The sequence below is a fragment of the Streptomyces sp. NPDC001020 genome (assembly GCF_053599115.1).
This window is the reverse complement of sequence record NZ_JBSFLQ010000003.1, coordinates 232,596-256,881: the sequence shown is the minus strand read 5'-3', so window position 1 is coordinate 256,881 and position 24,286 is coordinate 232,596. Positions and strand designations below refer to the sequence as shown.

24 protein-coding genes are annotated in these 24,286 nt (G+C 70.5%); 13 read left to right on the top strand and 11 right to left on the bottom strand.

Annotation, left to right across the window (positions count from 1 at the left end; all coding sequences use genetic code 11):
- Nucleotides 1-3 precede the first annotated feature (3 nt).
- The 3 genes from ACWDEX_RS04105 (at nucleotide 4) to ACWDEX_RS04095 (ending at nucleotide 2,570) form a co-directional block, all read left to right on the top strand.
- Nucleotides 4-996: a small ribosomal subunit Rsm22 family protein gene (locus ACWDEX_RS04105; RefSeq protein ID WP_450461609.1), complete on the top strand. Its 993-nt coding sequence runs from the start codon at nucleotides 4-6 to the stop codon at nucleotides 994-996.
- Nucleotides 997-1,052: 56 nt separating this feature from the next.
- On the top strand, nucleotides 1,053-1,667 hold the full coding sequence (locus ACWDEX_RS04100) for a TetR/AcrR family transcriptional regulator (protein ID WP_450461608.1): 615 nt from the start codon (nucleotides 1,053-1,055) through the stop codon (nucleotides 1,665-1,667).
- Between the two features lie 171 nt (nucleotides 1,668-1,838).
- A complete protein-coding gene (locus ACWDEX_RS04095) occupies nucleotides 1,839-2,570 on the top strand; it encodes a bifunctional DNA primase/polymerase (protein WP_450461607.1) in 732 nt (243 codons plus the stop codon).
- Nucleotides 2,571-2,602: 32 nt separating this feature from the next.
- On the opposite strand, the gene ACWDEX_RS04090 is transcribed toward ACWDEX_RS04095, so the two are convergent.
- Genes ACWDEX_RS04090 through efeO form a run of 4 tightly spaced genes read right to left on the bottom strand, consistent with a single transcriptional unit; the run spans nucleotide 2,603 to nucleotide 6,866 of the window.
- Nucleotides 2,603-3,604, bottom strand: a complete 1,002-nt coding sequence (locus ACWDEX_RS04090; protein ID WP_450461606.1) for a hypothetical protein — start codon at nucleotides 3,602-3,604, stop codon at nucleotides 2,603-2,605.
- Nucleotides 3,561-4,436: an iron uptake transporter permease EfeU gene (efeU, locus tag ACWDEX_RS04085; RefSeq protein WP_450461605.1), complete on the bottom strand. Its 876-nt coding sequence runs from the start codon at nucleotides 4,434-4,436 to the stop codon at nucleotides 3,561-3,563. Before efeU ends, ACWDEX_RS04090 begins: the two co-directional genes overlap by 44 nt.
- 3 nt (nucleotides 4,437-4,439) lie before the next feature.
- Nucleotides 4,440-5,720 carry an iron uptake transporter deferrochelatase/peroxidase subunit gene (efeB, locus tag ACWDEX_RS04080; RefSeq protein ID WP_450461604.1) on the bottom strand — a complete coding sequence of 427 codons (1,281 nt, stop codon included), beginning with the start codon at nucleotides 5,718-5,720 and terminating at the stop codon, nucleotides 4,440-4,442.
- Nucleotides 5,721-5,732: 12 nt separating this feature from the next.
- A complete protein-coding gene (gene efeO / locus ACWDEX_RS04075; protein ID WP_450461603.1) occupies nucleotides 5,733-6,866 on the bottom strand; it encodes an iron uptake system protein EfeO in 1,134 nt (377 codons plus the stop codon).
- A gap of 158 nt (nucleotides 6,867-7,024) precedes the next feature.
- Here efeO and ACWDEX_RS04070 point away from each other — a divergent pair, with 158 nt between their 5' ends.
- On the top strand, nucleotides 7,025-7,669 hold the full coding sequence (locus ACWDEX_RS04070) for a PhzF family phenazine biosynthesis protein (protein ID WP_450461602.1): 645 nt from the start codon (nucleotides 7,025-7,027) through the stop codon (nucleotides 7,667-7,669).
- Between the two features lie 18 nt (nucleotides 7,670-7,687).
- Here the strand turns inward: ACWDEX_RS04070 and ACWDEX_RS04065 are convergent, their stop codons facing one another.
- Nucleotides 7,688-7,891: a DUF397 domain-containing protein gene (locus ACWDEX_RS04065; protein ID WP_450461600.1), complete on the bottom strand. Its 204-nt coding sequence runs from the start codon at nucleotides 7,889-7,891 to the stop codon at nucleotides 7,688-7,690.
- Complete coding sequence (locus tag ACWDEX_RS04060) at nucleotides 7,888-8,772, bottom strand: helix-turn-helix domain-containing protein (protein WP_450461599.1); 885 nt, start codon at nucleotides 8,770-8,772, stop codon at nucleotides 7,888-7,890. The genes ACWDEX_RS04065 and ACWDEX_RS04060 overlap by 4 nt, the downstream gene beginning before the upstream one ends.
- Before the next feature lie 189 nt (nucleotides 8,773-8,961).
- On the opposite strand from ACWDEX_RS04060, the gene ACWDEX_RS04055 reads away from it, so the two are divergent.
- Both ACWDEX_RS04055 and ACWDEX_RS04050 read left to right on the top strand, forming a co-directional pair.
- Nucleotides 8,962-9,603 carry an ATP-binding protein gene (locus ACWDEX_RS04055; RefSeq protein ID WP_450461598.1) on the top strand — a complete coding sequence of 214 codons (642 nt, stop codon included), beginning with the start codon at nucleotides 8,962-8,964 and terminating at the stop codon, nucleotides 9,601-9,603.
- Nucleotides 9,604-9,935: 332 nt separating this feature from the next.
- A complete protein-coding gene (locus ACWDEX_RS04050; protein ID WP_450461597.1) occupies nucleotides 9,936-10,667 on the top strand; it encodes a DUF4097 family beta strand repeat-containing protein in 732 nt (243 codons plus the stop codon).
- A 25-nt stretch (nucleotides 10,668-10,692) separates the two neighbouring features.
- Here the strand turns inward: ACWDEX_RS04050 and map are convergent, their stop codons facing one another.
- A complete protein-coding gene (map, locus tag ACWDEX_RS04045) occupies nucleotides 10,693-11,550 on the bottom strand; it encodes a type I methionyl aminopeptidase (RefSeq protein ID WP_450461596.1) in 858 nt (285 codons plus the stop codon).
- A gap of 58 nt (nucleotides 11,551-11,608) precedes the next feature.
- Between map and ACWDEX_RS04040 the strand changes: the two genes are divergently transcribed.
- From ACWDEX_RS04040 to ACWDEX_RS04030, 3 genes are all read left to right on the top strand, one after another.
- Nucleotides 11,609-11,842, top strand: a complete 234-nt coding sequence (locus tag ACWDEX_RS04040) for a hypothetical protein (RefSeq protein WP_450461595.1) — start codon at nucleotides 11,609-11,611, stop codon at nucleotides 11,840-11,842.
- A 290-nt stretch (nucleotides 11,843-12,132) separates the two neighbouring features.
- The gene (npdG, locus tag ACWDEX_RS04035) at nucleotides 12,133-12,837 is read left to right on the top strand and encodes an NADPH-dependent F420 reductase (RefSeq protein ID WP_450461594.1); all 705 of its coding nucleotides are present in this window, start codon (nucleotides 12,133-12,135) and stop codon (nucleotides 12,835-12,837) included.
- Between the two features lie 78 nt (nucleotides 12,838-12,915).
- A complete protein-coding gene (locus ACWDEX_RS04030) occupies nucleotides 12,916-13,101 on the top strand; it encodes a hypothetical protein (RefSeq protein ID WP_450461593.1) in 186 nt (61 codons plus the stop codon).
- Here ACWDEX_RS04030 and ACWDEX_RS04025 read toward each other — a convergent pair.
- On the bottom strand, nucleotides 13,091-13,891 hold the full coding sequence (locus ACWDEX_RS04025; protein WP_450461592.1) for a site-2 protease family protein: 801 nt from the start codon (nucleotides 13,889-13,891) through the stop codon (nucleotides 13,091-13,093). The two genes, ACWDEX_RS04030 and ACWDEX_RS04025, sit on opposite strands and share 11 nt — an antisense overlap.
- A 141-nt stretch (nucleotides 13,892-14,032) precedes the next feature.
- On the opposite strand from ACWDEX_RS04025, the gene ACWDEX_RS04020 reads away from it, so the two are divergent.
- Nucleotides 14,033-17,335, top strand: a complete 3,303-nt coding sequence (locus tag ACWDEX_RS04020; protein ID WP_450461591.1) for an AfsR/SARP family transcriptional regulator — start codon at nucleotides 14,033-14,035, stop codon at nucleotides 17,333-17,335.
- 26 nt (nucleotides 17,336-17,361) lie between these two features.
- On the opposite strand, the gene ACWDEX_RS04015 is transcribed toward ACWDEX_RS04020, so the two are convergent.
- The 3 genes from ACWDEX_RS04015 to panB form a co-directional block, all read right to left on the bottom strand.
- Nucleotides 17,362-18,171 (bottom strand): ABC transporter permease, encoded by an 810-nt coding sequence (locus ACWDEX_RS04015; protein ID WP_450461590.1) that lies wholly within the window; start codon nucleotides 18,169-18,171, stop codon nucleotides 17,362-17,364.
- Nucleotides 18,168-19,199 carry an ATP-binding cassette domain-containing protein gene (locus ACWDEX_RS04010; protein WP_450461589.1) on the bottom strand — a complete coding sequence of 344 codons (1,032 nt, stop codon included), beginning with the start codon at nucleotides 19,197-19,199 and terminating at the stop codon, nucleotides 18,168-18,170. Before ACWDEX_RS04010 ends, ACWDEX_RS04015 begins: the two co-directional genes overlap by 4 nt.
- Before the next feature lie 246 nt (nucleotides 19,200-19,445).
- Nucleotides 19,446-20,333, bottom strand: a complete 888-nt coding sequence (panB, locus tag ACWDEX_RS04005) for a 3-methyl-2-oxobutanoate hydroxymethyltransferase (RefSeq protein WP_450461588.1) — start codon at nucleotides 20,331-20,333, stop codon at nucleotides 19,446-19,448.
- Between the two features lie 209 nt (nucleotides 20,334-20,542).
- Here panB and ACWDEX_RS04000 point away from each other — a divergent pair, with 209 nt between their 5' ends.
- The 3 genes from ACWDEX_RS04000 to ACWDEX_RS03990 all read left to right on the top strand — a co-directional run bounded on the left by ACWDEX_RS04000 (nucleotide 20,543) and on the right by ACWDEX_RS03990 (nucleotide 24,192).
- The gene (locus ACWDEX_RS04000; RefSeq protein WP_450461587.1) at nucleotides 20,543-22,135 is read left to right on the top strand and encodes an MFS transporter; all 1,593 of its coding nucleotides are present in this window, start codon (nucleotides 20,543-20,545) and stop codon (nucleotides 22,133-22,135) included.
- A 113-nt stretch (nucleotides 22,136-22,248) separates the two neighbouring features.
- A complete protein-coding gene (locus ACWDEX_RS03995) occupies nucleotides 22,249-22,869 on the top strand; it encodes a TetR/AcrR family transcriptional regulator (protein WP_450461586.1) in 621 nt (206 codons plus the stop codon).
- Nucleotides 22,870-23,151: 282 nt separating this feature from the next.
- On the top strand, nucleotides 23,152-24,192 hold the full coding sequence (locus ACWDEX_RS03990) for an endonuclease/exonuclease/phosphatase family protein (RefSeq protein ID WP_450461585.1): 1,041 nt from the start codon (nucleotides 23,152-23,154) through the stop codon (nucleotides 24,190-24,192).
- Nucleotides 24,193-24,286 lie beyond the last annotated feature (94 nt).

Below are 24,286 nucleotides of genomic sequence, written 5' to 3'. Positions count from 1 at the left end.
CCGGTGAACGCCCCCGCCTCTCCAGCCGACACCCTCCGCGCCGCCCTCGCCGGGCTGCTCGACGGGCTCCCGCCCAGGCAGGCCGCCCAGGCCGTGGACCGGCTGATCACGAACTACCGGGGGCGGACCCCGACCGACGCGCCCGTACTGCGGGACCGCTCGGACGTGGTCGCGTACGCCGCCTACCGGATGCCCGCGACGTTCGAGGCAGTGCGCGCGGCGCTGGACGCGTTCGCGGACGCCGTGCCCGACTGGGTACCGGCGAGCCATGTGGACGTCGGTGGCGGCACCGGCGCGGCGACCTGGGCCGTGAGCGCGACCTGGGAAGGGGAGCGGCCGGTCACCGTGCTCGACTGGGCTGAGCCCGCACTCGCGCTGGGCCGGGAGATCGCCGCCGCGAACCCTGCGCTGAGATCCGCCGCATGGCACCGCTCTCGTATCGGAGCGACGCTCTCTATCGAGAGCGCCGATCTAGTCACGGTCTCCTACGTCCTGGGCGAACTCACCGAGGCCGACCGCGCGTCCGTCGTCGACGCCGCTGCTTCCGCCGCCCAGGCCATCGTGATCATCGAGCCCGGCACCCCGGACGGCTACGCCCGCGTCATCGAGGCCCGCGACCGGCTGATCGGCGCCGGCTTCCATGTCGCCGCCCCCTGCCCGCACAGCTCGGCCTGCCCCATCGTCCCCGGCCAGGACTGGTGCCACTTCTCGGCCCGGGTCAGCCGCTCCTCACTGCACCGACAGGTCAAGGGCGGCTCACTGGCATACGAGGACGAGAAGTTCAGCTATGTCGCCGCGACCCGTCTCCCGGTGGCGCCGGCCACCTCCCGGGTCGTCCGCAGGCCGCAGATCCGCAAGGGCCAGGTGCTCCTCGACCTGTGCGGCCCGGGTGAGCTGCTGCACCGCGACACGGTGACCAAGCGGCACGGGCCGCTGTACAAGGCGGCCCGGGACGCGGACTGGGGCGACGCCTGGCCGCCGCCTCCCGTGGACTGAACAGCCCAGCCCTCGCGCGAGACGCACCGTCTTGCCGCCTTGATAGGTTCGGCCGCATGGTCAAGAAGCCCGCACCCGATTCCAGTCGCCGCAGTGAGAGGTCCCGCCGCGCCATCTACGACGCCGCGCTCGCGCTCGTCGGGGAGATCGGCTATCCGAGGACCACCATCGAGGGCATCGCCGCCCGGGCCGGTGTGGGCAAGCAGACCATCTACCGGTGGTGGCCGTCCAAGGCCGACGTCCTGCTGGAGGCCTTCCTCGACCTCGGCGAACGGGCGACCGAGGAGACCGGCCAGGAGCCGCACGCCCTCCCCGACACCGGGGATCTCGCCGCCGACCTCAAACTCGTCCTGCGGGCCACCGTCGACGAGCTGCGCGACCCCCGCTTCGAGGCCCCGGCCCGCGCCCTCGCCGCCGAGGGCCTGGTCAACGCGCAGCTCGGTGCCGAGGTCGTCGCCAAGCTGCTCGAGCCCCAGTTCCAGCTCTACGTCCGTCGGCTGCGCTCCGCGCAGCAGACGGGTGCGATACGCCCCGACGTCGACCCGCGCATCGCCCTCGAACTCTTCGTCTCCCCACTCGCCCAGCGCTGGCTCCAGCGCACCGGGCCCATCACGTACGCGTACACGGACACCCTCGTCGACTACGCCCTCCACGGCCTGGCGCCCCGCTGAGGCTCACTTCTGGCCGGGTAAATCGTATGAAATCCTGCTATACATCCCGACCCTGGTCCGCAGTCGCTGTCGTCTCCTCCACCCCGGACGAAGGCTCCGGTCACGGGAGGCGCAGGATGGTGGGACCATAAGGCGTGCTGTCCGCATCACAGCAGCGAGGCGAGGGGATAGATGAGCGCAGAGTTCGGCCGCCGCACGGGCGGGCGGGGCAGGATCTCCCAGTGGCTGCGCGGACGTCGTCCCGACCGTCGCAAGGAGGACGTCGGCGACGGCGGCCGTGAGGAGATGCTGCTGGCTGCCGCCGCCGCGGGGCTGCCGCTCGCGCCCGCCGCGCACCCCGTCGGCTACCGGTGTTCCTGCGACCGCGTCGGCTGTCCCACGCCCGCCCGGCATCCGGTCTCCTTCGCCTGGCAGACGCAGTCCACCACCGACCGGGCGCAGATCGAGCGCTGGGTCAGGCACCAGCCGGAGGCGAACTTCATCACCGCGACCGGGATGGTGCACGACGTCCTCGACGTCCCCCACCAGGCCGGTCAGGAAGCCCTGGAACGGCTGCTCGCCACCGGTGTCGAGGTGGGACCGGTTGCCACGACCGGCGACGGGCGCATGCTGTTCTTCACGCTGACCCGCGGCACGCCCGAGGACGAGGACGAGTGGTGGCCGTGCGAACTGGACTGCCACCCGGAGACGATGGACGAGCACCCGGGGCTGCGCTGGCACTGCCGGGGTTCGTATGTGCTGCTGCCGCCCGCTCGGCTGCCCGGTGACCTGACGGTCGAGTGGGTACGGGGGCCGGAACACACGCTGCCGGATCCGCTGAGCCTGCTGGAGGCGCTGACGGACGCGTGCGCGCGCCACGCGGAGGGCGAGACGGAACTCGCGTCCTGGCCGCACCGGGGCTGAGCGGCCCGGTCGCGCACGCGCCGACACCGGGCCTATTCCCCCTTGGCGCCGGTCAGTCCCTGTACCCGGCTGAGGAACTTCACCTCGCCCTTCGCCGGGTCCAGTACGGCCTGGTTGGAGACGTACTCCCGGGTCAGTGACTGCCTGACCTCGCCCTTCAGCAGCGCCTTGATGTCCGGATCGGTGACGTTGATGTTCACGCCCTGCGCGGCCGTCTGCTTCTCGTAGTGGCGCGTGGCGAAGAAGACCAGCGCGCCACCGTCCGTGGTCCGCAGCCCCACCGGGGCGTAGTCGCCGCCTCTCAGCGGCTCGTCGATGTACTGCCGGGCAAGTCCCGGCTTGCTCGCGTTCTTCAGCCGGGTGGCCCGCCACTGCGAGGTGTGCATGCCCGGCGCGAACGCGTCCCCGCCGCTTTGCAGATAGGTCGTGTACGCCGCGCCGAGCTTTTGCGGCTGCACGGCGAGCGCCGGGTCGTTCGCGGGGACGGGCTCGGCCCAGCCGTCCTTGTCCTTCTTGAACGTCGGTACGTCGTTGCCGGGGAGGATGGTCAGATATGACACCGCCCACACCTTGCTCGCCTCGGAGCGGGTGAAGACCAGCAGCCAACGGGCGTCCGTGCTGCCCTTGTTGGCGCGGGTGTCGGCGACGAACCAGCGTGGCCAGCCCGCCTTTTCGGGGATCGTGAACTTGGCGTCGGTTAGCTTCAGCGGGACGTGGGCCGGGTTGCCGCCCGGGTGGTTCCGGTGCCCGGCCTCCAGCTTGCCCCCGTCGATGTCGGCGATCGGACCGGTGACCCGGTCCGCGTCGAGGGACCGGTCGTACGCCTTGTCCGCCTTGTTGTAGGCGGTGAGGAAGTCCCCCAGCGCACGGGCGGCTTCGGCCCGGGTCGCCGTCGGTACGACCTCCCGCTCGCCGTGCACCACCACGCAGCCGCTCGCCGTCACGGACACGGTGGCCACCGCCGCCGTCACCAGGGCGAGCCGGCCCGGACTACGAAGCGTTCGAGGGCTGTGATCCCCGCGATCCCTGCTCATCAGTGACCTTCACCTTCCCCTTTCCGGAGGCGAACCCTACCGGGGAGAGGAACAGCGCGAGCGTGGGGACCAGGTACAGAGCCCACACCGTGACCTGAAGGACCGTCGGGTCGGGCTGGAAGTTGAAGACGCCCTTCAGCAGGGTGCCGTACCAGCTGTCCGGCGGGATCGTGCCGCTGATGTCGAACGCGAGGTTGGTCAGGCCGGGGATCAGGTCGGCCTCCTGGAGGTCGTGGATGCCGTAGGCGAGGACGCCTGCCGCGACGATGACCAGCATGCCGCCGGTCCACGTGAAGAACTTGGCAAGGTTGATCTTCAGGGCACCGCGGTAGAACAGCCAGCCCAGCAGGACGGCGGTGGCCAGGCCCAGGGCGACGCCGATCAGCGGGCGGGGCGTGCCGTCGCTCGCCGCGTGCACCGACGCCCACACGAACAGCGCGGTCTCCAGACCCTCGCGGCCGACGGCCAGGAACGCGGTGACGACGAGTGCGGCCGTGCCCGTCTTCAGGGCCGTGTCGAGCCTGCCGTGCAGCTCGGACTTGAGGTTGCGGGCCGTGCGCCGCATCCAGAAGACCATCCAGGTCACCAGGCCCACCGCGAGGATGGACAGGGAGCCGCCGAGCGCCTCCTGCGCCTGGAACGTCAGCTCCTGGGAGCCGAACTCGAGGGCGAAGCCGAAGCCGAGCGCGATGGCGACCGCGATGGCGATGCCGGTCCAGATCGGTTTCAGCGCGTCCCGTCGGCCGGTCCTGACCAGGTAGGCGATCAGGATGCAGACGACGAGACTGGCCTCCAGCCCCTCACGCAGGCCGATCAGATAGTTGGAGAACACGGGCTACGCCTCCTCGGAAAGCAGGGTCCGACCCCACCAGTCGTGCTGGTCGCGGACCCCCGGCGGGATCGCGAAGACAGCCGAACCCACGTGCTGGATGTACTCGTTGAGCGCGTCGGACGCCGCGAGCTTGCGCTGCAGCGGGATGAACCCCTTGCGGGGGTCGCGCTGGTAGGCCAGGAAGAACAGACCGGCGTCGAGGCGGCCGAGGCCGTCCGTACCGTCAGTGAAGGAGTAGCCGCGGCGCAGGATGGTGATCCCGCCGTTGGCGTCGGGGTGCGCGAGCCGGACGTGCGCGGTGGGCTTCATCGCCTTCAGGAACGGCTCGTCGTGCTCCTTCGCCTTGCCGACCGGGGCCCCCTCGCCCTTGTCGCGGCCGAAGACGTCCTCCTGCTCCTGCAACGAAGTCCGGTCCCAGGTCTCGATGTTCATACGGATGCGCCGGGCGACGAGGTACGAACCGCCCGCCATCCAGGCCGGTCCGTCACCGTCGCCGACCCACACATGCTTCTTCAGCCGGTCCGTCTCGGTGCCCGCGATGTTGCTGGTGCCGTCCTTGAACCCGAAGAGATTGCGCGGGGTCTGGGCGTCCGGGGTCGTCGACGACGTCTTGCCGAAGCCGAGTTGGGACCAGCGGACGGCGACCTTGCCGAAGCCGATGCGGGCCAGGTTGCGGATCGCGTGCACGGCGACCTGCGGGTCGTCCGCGCAGGCCTGGACGCACAGGTCGCCGCCGGTGCGGGACTTCTCCAGGTTGTCGCCCGGGAAGTGGGGCAGGTCCACGAGCGCGTCAGGCCGCTTGTCCGCGAGGCCGAACTTCTCGAAGAACGACGGCCCGAAGCCGATCGTCAGCGTCAGCCGCGACGGCTTGAGACCGACCGCCTCACCGGTGTCGTCGGGCGGGGCCTCGGGGAGCCCGCCGAACGCGCCCTCGCCGACCGCCCGACCGGCGGTCATACGGCGCGCGGCCTCGGTCCAGTCCTTCAGCATCCCTGCGAGCGCGGCACGGTCGGTGGTCTTCACGTCGAACGCGGCGAAGTGCAGCCGGTCCTGCACCGCGGTCGCGATGCCCGCCTGGTGCGCGCCGTGGAAGGCGACCTCGGCGCCCGTCGTGGCCCCCGCCGGGTCCGCGTCGTCGCGCGTACGGGCCATCGCGACCGTTCCGCCGGTCACGGCGGCGCCGAGCGCGAGTCCCGCCCCGCCCCAGCCGATCAGCGCCCGCCGGGAGGGCGCCGAGGAGGCGGTGCCCGGCGTGGTCGTGTCGGGGTTGGAAGTGTCCGTCATGTTCCCGCTCTCCTACTTCACGACCGCGGCGGCGAGCTTGGACAGCGGCTCGGCGAGCGCGTTCACCGCGTCCGAGAGCTCCTTGCGGTCGTCCTTGCCGACCTTGTCGTAGGAGACGAAGTCGTACGACGTCTTGCCGGACCGGTACTTGTCCAGCAGCGTGTTCAGCGCGGCGAACTGCTGGTCGAGTTCGTTGGCCAGTGCCGGGTCCTTCTTCCCGGCGACCGGCTTGAGCAGCTCGTACGCCTTCTGCGCGCCCTCGACGTTGCCCTTGAAGTCGACCAGGTCCGTGTGCGAGTAGGCCTCCTCCTCGCCGGTGACCTTGCCGGTGGCGACCTCGTCGAGCAGTTCCTTGGCGCCGTTGGCCATGGAGGTCGGGGTGATCTCGGCGGTGCCGACCCGCTTCTGCCAGTCCTTCAGGTCGGTCACGAGCTGGTCGGCGAGGGCTCTCTCCTGAGCGCCGATCTTCTTGTCCGCCCAGAGCGCCTTCTCCAGACGGTGCCAGCCGGTCCACTTCTGGCCCGGCTCCAGACCGTCGGCGCGGACGTCGACCTTCGGGTCGATGTCGCCGAAGGACTCGGCGACGGGCTCGGTGCGCTCCCAGCCGAGCCGGGAGATCGCGTACGCCTTCTTCGCGGCCTCCAGGTCGCCGTCCTTGACCGCCTTCACGAAGGTCTCGACGTGGGGCAGCGTCTCGTCGGCCTGCGCCTGTACGTAGGCGCGGTAGTCGGCCACGGCCTGGTCCAGCTTGGGGTCCCGCTTGGCGCTCGTGCCGCCGGTGACCGTGAGCTTCTGCCGTACGCCGTGCCCCTTCATGCCGGGGCGGCAGGCGATCTCGTACTCGCCGGCCTTGACCTCGGAGGTCATCGTGTACTTGGTGCCCGGACCGATGTTCTCCTTCTCGGCGACGATCCGGTCGTCCGGGAAGAGGATCTCGACCTCGGTGGCCTTCGAACCCTTGTTCTCGATCTGCAGCGTGACATGGCCGGCCGGCACGGACTTCGTCGAGGTCTCGCAGGTCGAGTCGGCCGCCGTCACCTGGATCGCCCCGTCGCCCTTGGCGTCGCTCTTCGCGGTGCAGGCCGTGACGGCGGTCAGGGCTGCCGCGGTGACGGCGACGACGGCGGAGAAGCGGACGGTTCGCATGCGTGCTCCACGGAGAAGGTTCGGTAAGGCATGCCTAATTTAGCCGAGGCTTGGCTAAGTCATGCCCGGCGGGTCCGTGATTCAGGTCTCACCGGCGCGCCAGGAGCCTGATTCGGCCGCCGTCGGCCGGGGCGCCGGTGTGATGTTTGAATGCCCGCGTGACTGACTACGACGTGCTGCGCGTCTTCTGTGGGCCCGACGGCGGCTACGGCAACGAACTCGGCGTCGTCCGCGACGGTTCGTCGATCCCCGAGCGAAGCGAGAGGCAGGCGTTCGCCCTGAAGCTCGGCTTCAGCGAGGCCGTGTTCGTCGACGACCCCGAGCGCGGTGTCATCGACATCTATACGCCCACCCTGCGGCTGCCGTTCGCCGGACACCCCTGCGTGGGCACGGCCTGGCTGCTCGACGTGCCCGAACTGGTCACGCAGGCGGGAGTGGTGGGTGCCCGCCAGGACGGCGAGTTCTGCTGGATCGAGGCCCGCGCGGAGTGGGCGCCGCCGCGCACGCTGCGGCAGTACGCGACGCCCGAGGAGGTGGATGGCCTGTCCGTCCCCCCGCCTGGGGAGTGGATCTACGCCTGGGCATGGGAGGACGAGACGGCGGGCCGGGTGCGCGCCCGCGGCTTCCCCGGCCGCGACGACGGGATCGACGAGGACGAGGCGACGGGCGCGGCGGCGCTGCTGCTCACGGCCCGGCTAGGCCGTGCGCTCAACGTCCGCCAGGGGGCGGGCTCGCAGATCGTGACGGCACCGCAGCCGGAGGGGTCGGTGGAGGTCGGGGGGCGGGTGTTCCTGGAGCGCTGAGACTCGCGGCCGCGGCCCTCAGCCAAGGTGTGCGATGAAGGCGTGCCAGGCATTGCGGCCGAAGGGGATCACCGGGCCGGTGGGGTTCTTGCTGTCGCGGACGGGGGCGTGGGTGGGGATGTCGTGGCCGAGTTCGAGGCACTCGTTGTTGCCACCGCTGTAGGTGCTGCTGCGCCAGTCCGCCTTCGTCAGGTCCGGTATCTCGTGGCCTGAGGTGTTCATGTCCTGTGCTCCTTGGACCTGCGTCGGATGACCGTGCGGGATTCCACGGGGGAGAGGGCGGACGTACGGGCGGCATCGAACAACTCGCGGTAGCGGGTCACCTCGGCTTCCCTTTCCAGCCACACCGAGCCGGTCGGATTGTCCGCCAGCACTACGTCGAGCGCCGCCTCCTCGGGGAAACCCAGGACTACGTACGGGCCGAACATACTCGCATGTGCTCCACGCGAGAACGGGAGGACCTGGATGGTCACGTTTGGGCGTTCGGAAGCGGACAGGAGATGTTCGAGCTGCACCTTCATCACCTCGGGGCCCCCGACCTGTTGGAGGAGCACCGCCTCCGAGAGGACTGCCCAGAGGCGGAGCGGTGAGTCGTCGACGAGACGTTCCTGGCGGGTGAGGCGCACTTGCACGAAGTGCTCGATCTCGTCGGCCGTCTGCCACTGGCGGGAGGCGACCGTCACCGCTCGGATGTACTCCGGGGTCTGCAGCAGTCCGGGCACCAACTGAGCCTGAAACGTGCGGATGGTTCCCGCCATAGCCTCAAGCGCGATGTAGTCGCGATACGTGTCGGCCAGCATCGATCCGTACTGAGTCCACCAGCCCTGCCTGCGACGGCGGTTGGCCTTGCGGGCGAGCCCGGCGAGTCGGTCGCGGAGTTCGGTGTCCGTAGCTCCGTATGTCTGAAGCATCGCGGTCAGGTCAGGGAGCCGGACTGTCACGCGGCCGTTCTCGATGCGGCTGATCTTCCCTTTGGTGCAGTCGAGCGCCTCGGCTGCCTCTGAGGTGGTGAGCCGCGCGGACTCTCGCAGTCGGCGCAATTCGTCGCCCAGTTGGCGACCGAGGACGGTCGATGGGCTCGAGGCGGTGCTGTTTTCAGGCATGGCTCCACCTTTAGCAGCGGCGCGAGTGGGGCGAGCATGACTTAACTCGAAAGAAGGAAGATTGGCGCCACATCATCTAGAAACGTTGCAGACACGGATGGCGCGCATACATCGTTCCTTATCGGCGGCCCCAACCAGAGCCGTACGGCGGGGATTTCGTCACTGACGCCGAATCCTGGAGGCTTCCCCATGACGACACCGAATGACGTCGCCTTTCGGCTCCCGCGAAGCCATCGCAGCGTTTCCCGAGCGAGAGCCCTGCTGCACGCCGTGCTCACTGATTGGGGCATCGGTCAGGAGGTACTGAGCAACGCCGAGTTGGTGCTCTCCGAGCTCGTCACCAACGCGCTCCGCGTCCCGGTACCGAGCGACCGGCAGGTGGGCGTACGGATCGCGCACTCGGTGGCGGAGGGGCTGCTGCGGCTGGAGGTGAGCGACGCGGGAGGGGGCAGGCCCGAGGTGCGGGAGCCCGGAGAGGACGAGACGTGCGGGCGGGGGCTGCTGCTCGTGGAGGCGCTCGCGCATCGCTGGGGCTACGAGGAGCGCGCCGCCGGGATCGGCAAGACGGTGTTCGCGGAACTCAAGGCTCCCGACCTCCTCGCCGAGCCTGTCGCGCGCGAGGTGGCGGCGGTGCTGGTCCGTACCGGACAGCAGGTGCGGGTCTGGGGCGCATGGCGGACCGTTCTCGGCGTGCGGAACGAGCAGTACGCGTCCGCGGGCCCGGCTGTGGTGCTGACGCTGGACGACGGTCCGGCGCTGCGTGTGCACGCGGCGGAGCCGCTGGCCGTGCGCGGAGGGGAGGGCGTCGGGCGAGGTGGCGCCCAGGGGTGATGCTGCCTTGGAGGCCGCCCTGCGCGGCCGCGTCCACGGGGTGTACTTGCCGCGGCGTTACACATTCCGAAGAACCGTCACATCCGCGGCCGCCCCTACCGGCAGCACCCCCTGGGTTCCTTGTAGGTGTACGACCTTCCCCGGAACAAGTGCCCTGTGCCGGCAGCGGACGGCTGCTCGTGGCGAGGGTGCCCCTAAGGGGAAGTTGGGGGGTTACCCCGATCGTCGCCAACCGGAAGGAACGGTAGTTTGCAAGGAGTTGGAAACCGGACAACTCGGAACGGTGCATTCTGCGGGTCCGTCTCGGACGGCGCCCGGAACGGGGGACATTCATGCGTAAGTTGGTTCGCTGCCTCGCGATCGTCGTGGCGGCCGGAACCGCGGTCGGCGGGCTGGCCGCGTGCGATCCGCTGCATCAGGAGACCTTCCAGGACGACAGCACGCTGTCCGGGAAGATCACCTCGGTCCGGCTGGACATCGGGTCGGGCGGTGCCACGGTGAACGGAACGAAGGGCAACGGTAAGTTGTCGCTCCATCGCACGGTCGCGTACGAGGGCGACAAACCGCACGGCGCCACCTACCGGATCGAGGACGGCGTCCTCGTCCTCGGTGGCTGCGGCAGCCACTGCTCGGTGACCTACACCGTCGACGTGCCCGCCGGTATCCCGGTGAGTGGCGATGCCTCCAGCGGTTCCGTCAGCGTGACGCGGGTGGGCGCGGTGAAGGTGACCGCAGACTCCGGCCAGATCGAGATGAACGACGTCTCCGGCCCGGTCGAGGTACGGACTTCCGACGGCCGGATCACGGGGCGGAACATTGCAGGCCGCCGGCTCCGGGCGGAGACCTCCAACGGCGCGATCGACCTCGCCCTCGCCACACCCCAGGACGTGCGGGCCAGGACGTCCAACGGGAACATCGACCTGACCGTGCCCCAGGCCGACTACCGGGTGAGTGCCAAGACCAGCAACGGCAGCAAGCACATCGAGGTGACCGACGACCCGTCGGGTCGCTACCGGCTCGACCTGACCACCAGCAACGGCCAAATCGCCGTCGAACACCCCTGATGAGCGGCGCGAGCCGGCCACGCCCCTACGGCAGCGTCAGGATCTCCGCGCCCGTCTCGGTCACCACCAGCGTGTGCTCGAACTGGGCCGTGCGCTTGCGGTCCTTGGTGACGACCGTCCAGCCGTCGTCCCACATGTCGTACTCGTGGGTGCCGAGGGTCAGCATCGGCTCGATCGTGAACGTCATGCCGGGCCGCATCACCGTCGTGGCGTGCGGGCTGTCGTAGTGCGGGACGATCAGGCCGGAGTGGAACGAGGTGCTGATGCCGTGGCCGGTGAAGTCGCGGACCACGCCGTAGCCGAAGCGCTTGGCGTAGGACTCGATGACGCGGCCGATGACGTTGATCTGGCGGCCGGGCCGGACGGCCTTGATGGCGCGTGCGAGGGACTCGCGGGTGCGCTCGACCAGCAGCCGGGACTCCTCGTCCACCTCGCCGACGAGGTACGTGGCGTTGTTGTCGCCGTGGACGCCGCCGATGTACGCCGTCACGTCGAGGTTGACGATGTCGCCGTCCCGCAGCACCGTCGAGTCCGGGATGCCGTGGCAGATCACCTCGTTGACCGACGTGCACAGCGACTTCGGGAAGCCGCGGTAGCCGAGCGTCGAGGGGTAGGCGCCGTGGTCGCACATGTACTCGTGCGCCACCCGGTCCAGTTCGTCCGTGGTCACGCCCGGTGCGATGTGCTTGGCCGCCTCCGCCATCGCCCGCGCGGCGATCCGCCCGGCGGTCCGCATCGCCTCGACGGTCTCCGGAGTCTGTACCTCCGGCCCGGTGTACGGCTTCGGCGCGGGCTTGCCGACGTACTCGGGGCGGCGGATGTTCCCCGGCACGGGACGGTTCGGGGAGAGCTCCCCGGGGGCGAGCAACGAGTGGCCAGACATGACAGCGAGTCTATCCAGGGCCGAGGGGGGAACATGTCGTTGGTGAGAGGAGCTGGTCATGGCCCTGTTCAAGAAGCGGACCGCGGGAAAGCCGGGCGAGTGGTACTACTGCCTGGAGCATCAGAAGGTCGAGGAGGGACCCGAGTGTCCCGCCAAGGACCGGTTCGGGCCGTACGCGTCCCGCGGGGAGGCTGCGCACGCGATGGAGACGGCGCGCGAGCGGAACCTGCAGTGGGAGACGGACCCCCGGTGGCACGACGTCCCTCCGACGGGTGAACGGGAGGACGACTGAGTCAGGGCTTACCGGGCGCTGTCGGGGCGGCGGGGGCGAACCCCCCCCGGCCGCTCAGCCCGCCGCCCCCTCCCGTTGCGGGCCGACCGAGTGCGACAGCAACTCGCTACCGGCCAGACGACCGCGCAGCTCGTCCGGGATCGTCTGGTTCCACATCGCGCCCCGGAATCAGCCGACCCGGAGCCCGGAGGCAACCGGTTTTCCCTCTTCGCGGCTTTCCCCCTTCCCGTGGCGGTCCTCACTCGACGAGCGCGGATCGCGGGGCGCGGGCGCGCACGTAGAGTCGCCCCATGACCTCAACCGACAGTGCACAGAAGGCCCCCGTCAAGGACCCCTGGGACCTTCCCGACGTCTCCGGGCTCGTCGTCGGCGTGCTCGGCGGCACCGGCCCGCAGGGCAAGGGCCTCGCCTACCGGCTCGCCCGGGCCGGCCAGCAGGTGATCATCGGCTCGCGGGCCGCGGAGCGCGCGCAGTCCGCCGCCGAGGAGATCGGCCACGGTGTCGAGGGCGCCGACAACGCCGAGGCCGCCCGGCGCAGCGACATCGTGATCGTCGCCGTGCCGTGGGAGGGACACGGCAAGACGCTCGAGTCCCTGCAGGCGGAACTGGCCGGCAAGCTCGTCGTCGACTGCGTCAACCCGCTCGGCTTCGACAAGAAGGGCGCGTACGCGATCAAGCCGGAGGAGGGCAGCGCCGCCGAGCAGGCCGCGGCCCTGCTGCCGGACTCGCGGGTCACCGCCGCCTTCCACCACCTGTCCGCCGTCCTGCTCCAGGACCCGGAACTCGACCAGATCGACACCGATGTGATGGTCCTCGGCGAGGAGCGCGCCGACGTCGAGATCGTGCAGGCACTGGCCGGGCGGATCCCCGGCATGCGGGGCATCTTCGCGGGGCGGCTGCGCAACGCCCACCAGGTGGAGTCCCTGGTGGCGAACCTGATCTCCGTCAACCGCCGGTACAAGGCGCACGCGGGACTCCGCATCACCGACGTGTGAGCCCATGGGGGACACTGGTCGACGTACTTGATGTACTACCGGTCGTCGCAGCAGTGTCCCCCGACAGGAGCCACCCCCATGCCCCGCCTCGCCCTCTACGCCCTCGTCGTCTGCGTGCTCGCCGTGGCCGCGGCGGTCGTCTCGTTCGTCCAGGGCAGCTGGCTGGGGATCGTATGGGTGCTGCTGGCGGGCCTGTCGTCCAACATGACCCTGTACTACCTGCGGCGCGGCAAGGCGGCCCAGAAGCAGTCCGCTACCGGCTGAGCTGACAGAGCTCGCCGGTGCCGTCCCAGAAGCGGTAGAGGTCCTGGCCGCAGTAGCGGTCGAGGTCGTCGATGCCCAGGGCGCCCAGGATCCCGTCGATCACATCGAAGAAGGCGCTGTTGACCGACGGGAGCCACAGCAGCGCGAACACGAACAGCAGGCCGTACGGGGCGAACGGCTCCACCTGGCGCTTCACCTTGTACGACAGCCAGGGCTCGATCACCCCGTAGCCGTCCAGGCCGGGTACCGGCAGGAAGTTCAGGATCGCCGCGGTGACCTGGAGCAGCGCGAGGAATGCGAGCGCGTACCGGAAGTCCGTGGGCACCCCGTCCAGCGCGTGCAGCCAGAACGGGGCCGTGCACACCACCGCGAACAGCACGTTCGTCAGCGGACCCGCCGCCGAGATCAGACTGTGCCGCCAGCGGCCCCGGATGCGGCCCCGCTCGATGAAGACCGCGCCGCCCGGCAGACCGATCCCGCCCATGATCACGAAGATCACCGGGAGGACGATGCTCAGCAGGGCGTGCGTGTACTTCAGCGGGTTGAGCGTGAGATAGCCCTTGGCGCCGACCGTGATGTCACCGCCGAGCAGGGCGGTGCGCGCGTGCGCGTACTCGTGCAGACAGAGCGACACGATCCACGCGGCCGTCACGAACAGGAACACGGCCACGCCCGGTTCCTGGGCGAAGCCGCTCCAGGTGGCCCAGCCGGTGACCGCCGTCACGGCCAGCAGGCCCACGAAGACGGGGCTGATCCTCCGGTCGCCGGGCCGGGTGGCGGCGGTGGTCATGGGACTCCTCGGACTCGTACTCCTGCCGGGGGCGTGCCCCGAAAACGTCTCGCGAACGGTACCGGGTTCCGGAGAGGGTGGGGACACGAAGGGCGTCGTACCGCCCGAACCCCGTGACCGGCCCCGACGCCACCGGAGACAATGACACACGTGCGCTATCGGATCCTCGGCACCACCCAGGCATTCCGCGTCGACGGCACGAGCGTCCCGGTCGGCGGGGCGCGGCTGCGCGCCCTGCTGACCGTGCTCGCCCTGCGAGCCGGCCGGACCGTCCCCGCCGCCCTCCTCGTCGACGAGGTGTGGGCCGGCGACCCGCCCGTCGACGCCACCGGCGCCCTGCAGGCGCTGGTCGGACGGCTGCGCCGGACGCTCGGGCCGGACGCGGTGCAGTCCGTGGACGGCGGCTACCGGCTGGCCTCGACGCCGGACGACATCGACCTGCACCGCTTCGAGCGGCTCGCCGGGGAGGGCCTGCGCGCCCTGGGCGACGGCGATCCCGCGAAGGCGGCGGTCGCCCTGGACGACGCCCTCGCCCTGTGGCACAGTCCCGCCCTCGCCGACCTCCCCGACCGCACCGCCGAGGCGGCCCGCTGGGAGACCCGCCGCCTCGACGTGCGCCGCGCCCGCCTCACCGCGGGCCTCGCCCTCGGTCACGGCGAGCGGCACCTGCCCGAGCTGACCGCCCTGTGCGACCTCCACCCCCTGGACGAGCCCCTCCAGGCACTGCGGCTGCGCGCCCTGCGCGACGCGGGCCGGCCGGCCGAGGCGCTGGCCGCGTACGAGGACGTACGAGAGCTGCTCGCGGACCGGCTGGGCTCGGATCCGGGGCCCGAACTCCGTGCGCTGTACGGGGAGTTGCTGCGCGCCCCGGAAACCGCACCGGCAGTGGTCGTCCCCCGGCCCGCAGTGGCCCCGGCCGGGGAGACCTCCGTCTCCTCCCCGCCGCCCGGCAACCTCCGCGCCCGGCTGACCTCCTTCGTCGGACGGGACGCGGACATCGACGCCATCCGCGGTGACCTCGCCGCCGCCCGGCTGGTCACCCTGCTCGGGCCGGGCGGTGCCGGAAAGACGCGGCTGTCGCAGGAGGCCGCCGAGGCCGTGGCGCACACGGCGCCGGACGGGGTGTGGCTGGCCGAACTGGCGCCGGTCGGCGACCCGGATGCCGTGCCCGAGGCCGTGCTCACCGCCGTCGGAGCGCGCGAGACCGTGCTGCGCGGCGCCGGCGCCGAGGAGATGCGCGTCGCCGCCGACCGGCACGACGACCCCCTTGTCCGGCTCGCCGAACACTGCGCGTGGCGCCGCATGCTGCTCATCCTCGACAACTGCGAACACGTCGTGGACGCCGCCGCCCGACTGGTCGAGCACCTCCTGGAACGCTGCCCGGGGCTGACGGTCCTCGCCACCAGCCGTGAACCCCTCGGCGTCCCCGGGGAACTGCTGCGCCCGGTCGAGCCGCTGCCGCAGCCGTACGCGCTGAAGCTGCTCGCCGACCGCGGCGCCGCCGCCCGGCCGGGCTTCAGGGTCCAGGACGCCCCGGAGGCCGCCGACGAGATCTGCCGCCGCCTCGACGGACTGCCGCTCGCCATCGAACTGGCCGCAGCCCGGCTGCGCATGCTGTCGCTACGCCAGATCGCCGACCGGCTCGACGACCGCTTCAGGTTGCTCACCTCCGGCGCCCGTACTCTGCTGCCCCGGCAGCAGACCCTGCGGGCCGTCGTCGACTGGTCCTGGGACCTGCTGGACGCCGACGAACGCGCGGTGCTGCGTCGGCTGTCCGTCTTCGCCGGTGGCTGCGACCTGGCCGCCGCCGAGGCCGTGTGCGGGCCCGCCGCACTGGAAGGGGTCGCCTCTCTCGTCGACAAGTCCCTGGTGGTGGCGGCCCCTTCGGGAGACGGGGAGATGCGCTACCGACTCCTGGAGACCGTCGCCGAGTACGCGGGCGAGCGACTCGACGAGTCCGGTGAGCGGCCCGACGCCGAGCGCGCCCATCTCACGTACTACCGCGAACTTGCCCGTACCACTGACCCGTTGCTGCGCTCGTCGGCCCAGCGCACGGCGATCGAACGGCTTCAGGTGGAGCACGAGAACGTGCGTAGCGCCCTGCGCCGCGCCGTCGCCGCCCGTGACGAGCAGGAGGCGCTGTGCCTGCTGCACTCGTTGTCCTGGTACTGGCAGATGCGGGACTTGCGCACCGAGGCCCGTGCCTGGTCGAGCGCCGTCATCGCCCTCGGCCCTGATCCCTTCACCTCGCCCGTCCGTAAGGTGCCCGACCTGCACGAGAGGTGCACCGACAGCCCGCCGCCGATGCGCCCGGAGATCCTCGACGAGGCCCGCCGCGGCGCCCATCTCGTCCACCTCGCCTGCATGGACATGGACCTTCAGGTATGGGAGACGGCCGAGGCCAAGGAGAAGCTGCGCGTCATCAGCGAGACGTACCGCCCCGGCCAGCCGCAGACCTGTCGCATGCCCGGCTTCGTATGGATCTTCGCCGTCCTGCTCACCGGCGACCTGAACCGTCTGCGCGTGGTCCTCGACGAATCCGTCCGCACCTGCCGGGAACGCGGCTCCACCTGGGAGCTGGCCAACACCCTTCAGATGCGCGCCAACATCCTCGCCAACCGCAGCGACTGGGCGGGGGACGCGCGGCGGGACGCCGACGAGGCGCTGGAGACCTTCCGTGACCTCGGGGACGCCTGGGGCGTGGCCGAGTCCCTGTCCGCCCGTGGTGAGGCCCATGAGCGGCGTGGCGACTATCTGCTCGCCGCCGCCGACTACGAGGCCGCCGCGGAGTACGCCGAACAGCTCGGTGCCCGATCCCAGAGGGGCGTGCTCGTCGCCCGCCTCGGCAATGTCCTGCTGGACACCGGGGAGAGCGAGCGGGGCGAGCGGCTGCTGCGGCAGGTCATCGACGAGGGCCATGGCTCGTTCAGCGACGCCATGCCCTTCGCCCGGACTGTCCTGGCCATGTGGCTCAGCCGCACCGACCGGGTGGCCGAGGCGCGTGAGCAGGTACGGCTGCTGCGCAGGGACTTCGCGGCTGTCGGGTTCGTGGTCTTCGAGGGCCTGGTGCTCGGCGTAGAAGCCTGGCTGGAGACGGTGGACGGGCGGTATCCGCAGGCCCTGGCCAAGGTGCGCGCGGCGCTCGCGCGATCCGAGGATCGGATGACCCAGATGATCGCTCCGCAGATGCCCTCCGTGCACCTGACGTGTGCCGTGATCGCGCTCTGCGGTGCGAAGGACCGCAGCCGTGCCCGCGATGCCGCCCGGTGTCTGGCCACCGCCGACCGGCTGCTGCCGCCCGGCCATGTCCAGCCCCCTGCGGAGCGCGAGGCCCGCGTCAAGGCGGAGGCGGCGGCCCGTGACGTGCTGGGCGACGCCGCGTACGAGGCCGCGTACGCGGAGGGCGACGGGCTCTCGCTGGAGGAGGCCGTCGCCCTCGTCTGACGCGTACCGGCGGTGCTGGTGCCCGGTCAGCTCTTGGCGGCGTACTTGCGGATGGCGATGGGCGCCGCGACCGCCGTGATCGCCGCCGACCAGATCACCGTCACCCACAGGTCGTGCGCGACCGGGCCGCCCAGCATCAGACCCCGGGCCGCGTCCGCGAGTGTGGACAGCGGGTTGTAGTCGGTGAAGTGCCGCAACCAGCCGGGCATCGAGTTCGTCGGCGCGAAGATCGAGGAGCCGAACTGCAGCGGGAACAGCACCAGGAAGCCCATCGCCTGTACCGACTGAGCGTTCTTCAGCGTCACGCCGAGGGTGAGGAACACCCACATGATCGAGGAGGCGAACAGCGCGGACAGGCCGATGGTCGCGAGCAGGCCGGCCCAGTGGTGGATGTGGAACCCGACCAGGACGGCGACGACCATCAGGATGACCGTGGCGAACAGCATCCGGGCCAGCTCCACGGCGACCTTCGCGAGGAGTACGGACCCGCGCCCGATCGGCAGCGAGCGGAAACGGTCCATGACACCGCTGTTGAAGTCCTGGCTGAACCCGGTGCCGACGCCCTGCGACAGGGTCATGCTCATCATCGCCAGCATGCCGGGGATGACGTACTGCACGTACTCGTCCTGGCCGCCGCCCAGCGCCTGGCCGATCGAGCCGCCGAAGACGTACACGAACAGCAGCGTGAAGACGATCGGCATGAACAGCGCGTCGAACATCGACTCCGGGTCCTGGCGGATCCAGAGCAGGTTGCGCCGGATGAGCGCGCTGGTGTGCCGCAGATGCCCACGCAGCGGGATCCGGGCGTTGGCGGTGGCGACGGTCGTGGCGCTCATACGGCGATCTCCTCGCGGGAGTCGGCGGACGTGGCGTCCTGCGGGGCACCGGTCTTGTGGCCGGTCAGGGACAGGAACACCTCGTCCAGGCTGGGCAGTTCGGTGGTGATGCCGGCGAGCGTGATGCCGCGGGCGGTGAGCGCGCCGACCACCGCGGTCAGTTGCTCGTCGCTGAGGATCGGCACGAGGACGGTGCCGGTCTCGGTGTCCACGGTCGCGTCGCCGGGTCCGGTGAGGCCGAACTCGTCGAGCGACGCGGCCGTCGGGCGCAGCTCCTGCGGGTCGGCGGGACGGATGCGCAGTGTACGGCCGCCGACCTTGGCCTTCAGCTCGTCGACGCCGCCGCCCGCGATGACCTTGCCGCGGTCGATGACGGTCAGCTCGGAGGCCAACTGCTCGGCTTCTTCCATGTACTGGGTGGTGAGCAGCACGGTCGCGCCCTCGGCGACCATCCGCTTGATCTCGGTCCACACCTCGTTCCGGGTCCGCGGGTCCAGGCCTGTGGTCGGCTCGTCCAGATACAGGACGGCGGGGTGCCCGATCATGGAGGCGGCGAGGTCGAGGCGGCGCCGCATACCGCCGGAGTAGGTGGACGCCGGGCGCTTGGCCGCATCCGTGAGCGAGAACCGCTCCAGGAGCCCGTCGGCCCGGGCGCGGGACTCCTTGCGGGACAGGTCGAGGAGCCGGCCGATCATGTAGAGATTCTCGTACCCGGAGAGCTTCTCGTCGACCGACGCGTACTGGCCGGTGAGGCCGATCACGCGCCGGGTCTGGCGGGGCTGGCGGACGACGTCGTAGCCGGCGACCATCGCATGGCCGGCGTCCGGGGTGATGAGGGTGGAAAGGCAGCGGACCAGGGTGGTCTTCCCTGCGCCGTTCGGCCCGAGTACACCGAGGACCGTGCCCTCGCGCACGTCGAGGTCGACGCCGTCCAGTGCCTTCGTCTCGCCGTAGTGCTTGACCAGCCCCCGTACGGTGACGGCCGCGTCCGGTGCGGCGTCGTGGGGTTTGTTGTCGATGCGCGTCATGCCGTTCACGGTGCCAGCCGCCACCGACAAACCGCCGACAGGTCACCTACAGCCACGACAAACCGCCGACAGATCACCCGACCGAACGGCGAGCAGCCCGCCGACGGGGGAAGATCGGCGGGCTGCTGCGGGCTGCTGCGGGCTGCTGCGGGCTCCGTGCGGGGCGGGGGAACCGCGCGCCGATGCGTGCGGCGCGCGGTGTGTGGACTACCGAACCCGGCAGTGCACTGAGTGCACCGAGTGCACTCAGTGCACCGAGTGCTCCTCGAGGGGGAACGTTCCGCCCACGACGTCCTCGGCGAACGCCTTCGCCGCGTCGCCCATGACCTGACGCAGGTTCGCGTACTTCTTCACGAACTTCGGCACCCGGCCGTCGGTCAGCCCGAGCATGTCGGTCCACACCAGGACCTGGGCGTCCGTGTCCGGGCCCGCGCCGATGCCGACCGTCGGGATGTGCAGCACCCGCGTCACCTCGGCGGCCAGTTCCGCCGGGACCAGTTCCAGAACGACCGCGAACGCGCCCGCGTCCTGCACGGCCTTGGCGTCCCGCAGCAACTGCGCCGCGGCCTCCTCGCCGCGCCCCTGCACGCGGTAGCCCATGGCGTTGACCGACTGCGGGGTCAGGCCGATGTGTGCCATGACCGGGATGCCGGACTCCACCAGCAGCTCGATCTGGCGGTGCGAGCGTTCACCGCCCTCCAGCTTCACGGCGCCGACCCCGGCCTCCTTCACCAGGCGGGTGGCCGAGCGCAGCGCCTGCACCGGGCCCTCCTGGTACGAGCCGAAGGGCAGGTCGGCGACGATCAGGGCGCGCTGGGTGCCCCGGACGACCGCGGCGGACAGCATGGTCATCTCGTCGAGAGTGACGGGCACGGTGGTCTCGTACCCGAGGTGGCAGTTGCCCGCCGAGTCGCCGACGAGCATGACCGGGATCCCGGCCTCGTCGAACACGGACGCGGTCATCGCGTCGTAGGCGGTGAGCATGGGCCACTTCTCGCCGCGCTCCTTGGCGGCGGTGATGTCGCGTACGGTGATGCGGCGGGTGCTCTTTCCTCCGTACAGCGCCTTGCTGCTGTCGGACGGCTTGAGCGCACCCTGGGCGGGCTGCCCCTGGGCAGCCGGAAGCTGCGTCATCGCAACGGCTCCTTCTGTCATCTCGAGGCGCCCTGACGGCGTCCCCGGACCACATCCATGGTGGCACCTCGTGCCATGCGCGGCTAGAGCAGGGGACGGGACGCGGGGGCGCGGGTCACCGTCGTCGCCCGTACAAGTAATCGCAAGGCGCCGGTAAAGATTTTCGATACGAGACGGTTCCGTATCGTAATGCACCTACGCTCGGTGTCATGACAACTCCAGCCGCCCCTGCCGAACGCCGCGTCCCGGAGGCGATACACAGGCGCCGATGGGCCATCCTCGGCGTGCTGATGCTCAGCCTGCTGATCGTGGTGCTCGACAACTCCATCCTCAACGTCGCCATCAAGACCATCTCCACTCCGGCGCCGACCGGCCTGGGCGCCACGCAGAGCGAGCTGGAATGGGCCATCAACGCCTACACGCTCGTCTTCGCAGGGCTGCTGTTCACCGCAGGTCTGCTGGGCGACCGCCTGGGCCGCAAGAAGATGCTGCTGGCCGGTCTTGTCGTGTTCGGTGCGGGGTCGGCGCTCGCGGCCCAGTCCGGCTCACCGGGCCAACTCATCGCGTTCCGCGCGATCATGGGCCTCGGCGCCGCCTTCGTGATGCCCGCGACGCTCGCCGTCCTGGTGAACGTCTTCGAGCGGGACGAGCAGCCCAAGGCCATCGGTATCTGGGCCGGCGGCGTCGGCCTCGCCATCGCCATCGGGCCGATCACCGGCGGGGTGCTCCTCGACCACTTCTGGTGGGGCTCCGTCTTCCTGATCAACGTGCCCATCGTGATCATCGCGCTGGCCCTGATGATCTGGCTGGTCCCCGACTCCCGCGACCCCAACCCCGGCCACATCGACCCCTTCGGCGTCGTCCTGTCAGTCGTCGGCCTGGTCCTGCTGGTCTACGGCATCATCAAGGGCGGCCAACTGGCCGACTTCACCGACGTCAAGGTCCTCGCCACCATTGCCGCGGGTCTCGCCGTGCTCGCGTTCTTCGTGGTGCACGAGAAGCGCAGCGACCACCCGTCCATCGATGTCACCTACTTCAAGAACAAGGTCTTCTCCGCCGCCATCGCCGCGATCGCGCTGGTCTTCTTCGCACTGATGGGCGTGACCTTCTTCTCCGTCTTCTACACCCAGAGCGTCCGCGGGTACTCGCCGCTGCAGACCGGTCTGCTGATGCTGCCGCTGGCCGCCGCACAGATGATCTTCGCGCCGCGCGCCCGGCTGGTGGTCGAACGGTTCGGCAACAAGGTCACGACCACCGCGGGCATGATCGTCATCACCGCGACGCTCGCCTCGTTCGCCGCGCTGGAGGCGGACACGCCGATCTGGATCCTCGAGGTCATCTTCTTCCTCATGGGCGCCGGCATGGCCCACATCATGACCCCGACCAGCGTGGTCATCATGCAGGCGCTGCCCCGGGAGAAGGCGGGCTCAGCGTCCGCGCTCAGCAACACCTTCCGCCAGGTCGGCGGCGCGCTGGGTATCGCGGTGCTCGGCTCGGTGCTGTCGACGGCGTACCGCACCGGCATCCAGGACAAGCTCACCTTCCTCCCGGCCGGCGTCCGCCACACCGCGGGCGAGTCCATCGAGGCGACGCTCGGCGTGGCCTCGAAGCTCGGCCCGAACGGCAGGGCCCTGGTCGGGCCGGCCAACGACGCGTTCCTGCACGCGATGCACACCACGGCCCTGTGGGGCGCGGGCGTGGCGGTGCTCGGCGCGATCGTGGTGGCGCTGTTCCTGCCCGGGAAGCCTCCCGCACCGCAGGCGGAAAAGGGCGAGGCGGAACTGGTGACGGCGGACCACTGACGGCGGACAACTGACGGCACGTCACAGCCGGGCACTCCGGGAGGCGGGGTGTCCGGCACGGCGTACACCGGGAAGAATCAGCCCAGCCCAGCGCAGCCAGGACGGAGTCGAATGTGAGCCTTGCCGACAGCGGCCCCCAGCAGGACTACCCCGTGCGTGGACGCCCCCGCAGTGAGGTCGTGGAACGGGCCATCATCGAAGGTGTGATGAAGCTCATCGAGGACGGAGTGCCCCTCGCGGACCTGTCCATGGAGCGCATCGCCCGCACCGCCGGTGTCGGCAAGGCCACCATCTACCGTCGCTGGAGCAACAAGGAGGACCTCTTCATCGACGCCGTCCGCTCCGCCGAGCCCAAGGACCCTGAACTGCCCGGCACATCGATGCGCGACGACCTCGTGGTGCTCCTGGAGGCGCTGCGGCAGCGCGGCCTGGCCGGCCGCACCTCGGCGATCCTGCACAACGCGCACGTCCAGATGAAGTGCAGCCCCAAGATCTGGGCCGCGTACGACGCGTGCGTCATCGCTCCCCGGCGCCGGGCCGGGCTCGACGTCCTGCGCCGAGGGCAGAAGAACGGCGAACTGCGCCAGGACGTGGACGTGGAGCTGATGAACGACATCCTCGTCGGCCCCATGATCGTGCGCTCCATACTGCGTCCCGACGCCGAGCTGGAGGAGGGCCTTGCCGAGCGGATCGTCGACACGGTGCTGGAAGGGCTACGACCCGTCAGACCCTAAGGGCTGTCCCGTGATTCCTGGCGGGCGCGCGACGGCAGCTACGGCACCTCGCCGCGTTGTCGGGACGTCCGCATACATCAGGGATCACGGGACAGCCCTTGGCCCGCGTCCGCGTTTCGTCACAAAAGGTGCCACTCGTGTCCCGCCCGGAACTCTTCACGTCCCCTTCTTCGTCCTCGTGCCAGTACGGCCGTCATGGGACGGCAGGAACGAGCCCGATCATCCCCTAGGGTCGTACCGCGAGGGGACGACGGTGTGCACGGCAGGCTGTGAGGCGACGGTATGGCGCAGGCGTACATGACGGAGACGGGTAGCGGCGGCTCGGGACCGGACCGTCGAGGATCCCGGCTCCAGCGCCTGTTCGACACCCTGCGCGGCGACCGCGGGATCTGGCGCCGCGGAGGCGTTCTGGCCGCCATCGCGGTGATCCTCGCGCTGGTGATGCTGCTGCACGCCCGGATCCCCAACCGGATCGGCAACCTCGGCAGCCTCAGCGAGACGTTCCTGCCCTGGCTCGGCGTCGTCCTCGTCCCGCTGCTGCTGATCCTCGCGCTGGTGAGGAGGTCGGCGACCGCGCTGATCGCGGTGCTGCTGCCCGCAGCGATCTGGCTGAACCTGTTCGGCGGGCTGCTCGGCGACAAGACCGGCGTCGGCGGCGACCTGATGGTCGCCACGCACAACGTGAACGCCGACAACCCCGACCCCTCCCGCACCGCCCGTGACGTGGCCGCATCCGGCGCGCAGGTGCTGGCCCTGGAGGAGCTGACCGAGTCCGCGGTGCCGGTGTACGAGAAGGCGCTGGCGTCCACGTACCGCCACCACGCGGTCGTCGGCACCGTCGGACTGTGGAGCAAGTACCCGATGACCGGTGTCGAGGCGGTCGACATCAAGCTGGGCTGGAAGCGGGCGATGCGGGCCACCGTGACCACGCCGGAGGGGAGGATCGCCGTCTACGTCGCCCACATGCCCTCGGTGCGGGTGAAGATGGAGGCCGGGTTCACCGCCCGGCAGCGGGACACCAGCGCGGACGCGCTCGGCGAGGCCATCGCCGACGAGGAACTGGACAAGGTGATCCTGCTCGGCGATCTGAACGGCACCATGAACGACCGCTCGCTCAACGCCGTCACCTCGCAGATGCGTTCCACGCAGGGCGCGGCGGGCAGCGGCTTCGGGTTCAGCTGGCCGGCGTCGTTCCCGATGGCGCGGATCGACCAGATCATGGTCAGGGGTGTCGAGCCGGTGAGTTCGTGGACCCTGCCGCGGACGGGAAGCGACCACCTGCCGGTCGCCGCGCGTGTGCAGGTCGACCAGGCCGAGTCCTGACGAGAACACCAGGTGCGGGAAGGGCCCCGGCAGCCGTGCGGTGACCTCCTGGAACGCCGGGCCCGCCCCGGCTTTGTTCTGTGGCCGAACATAG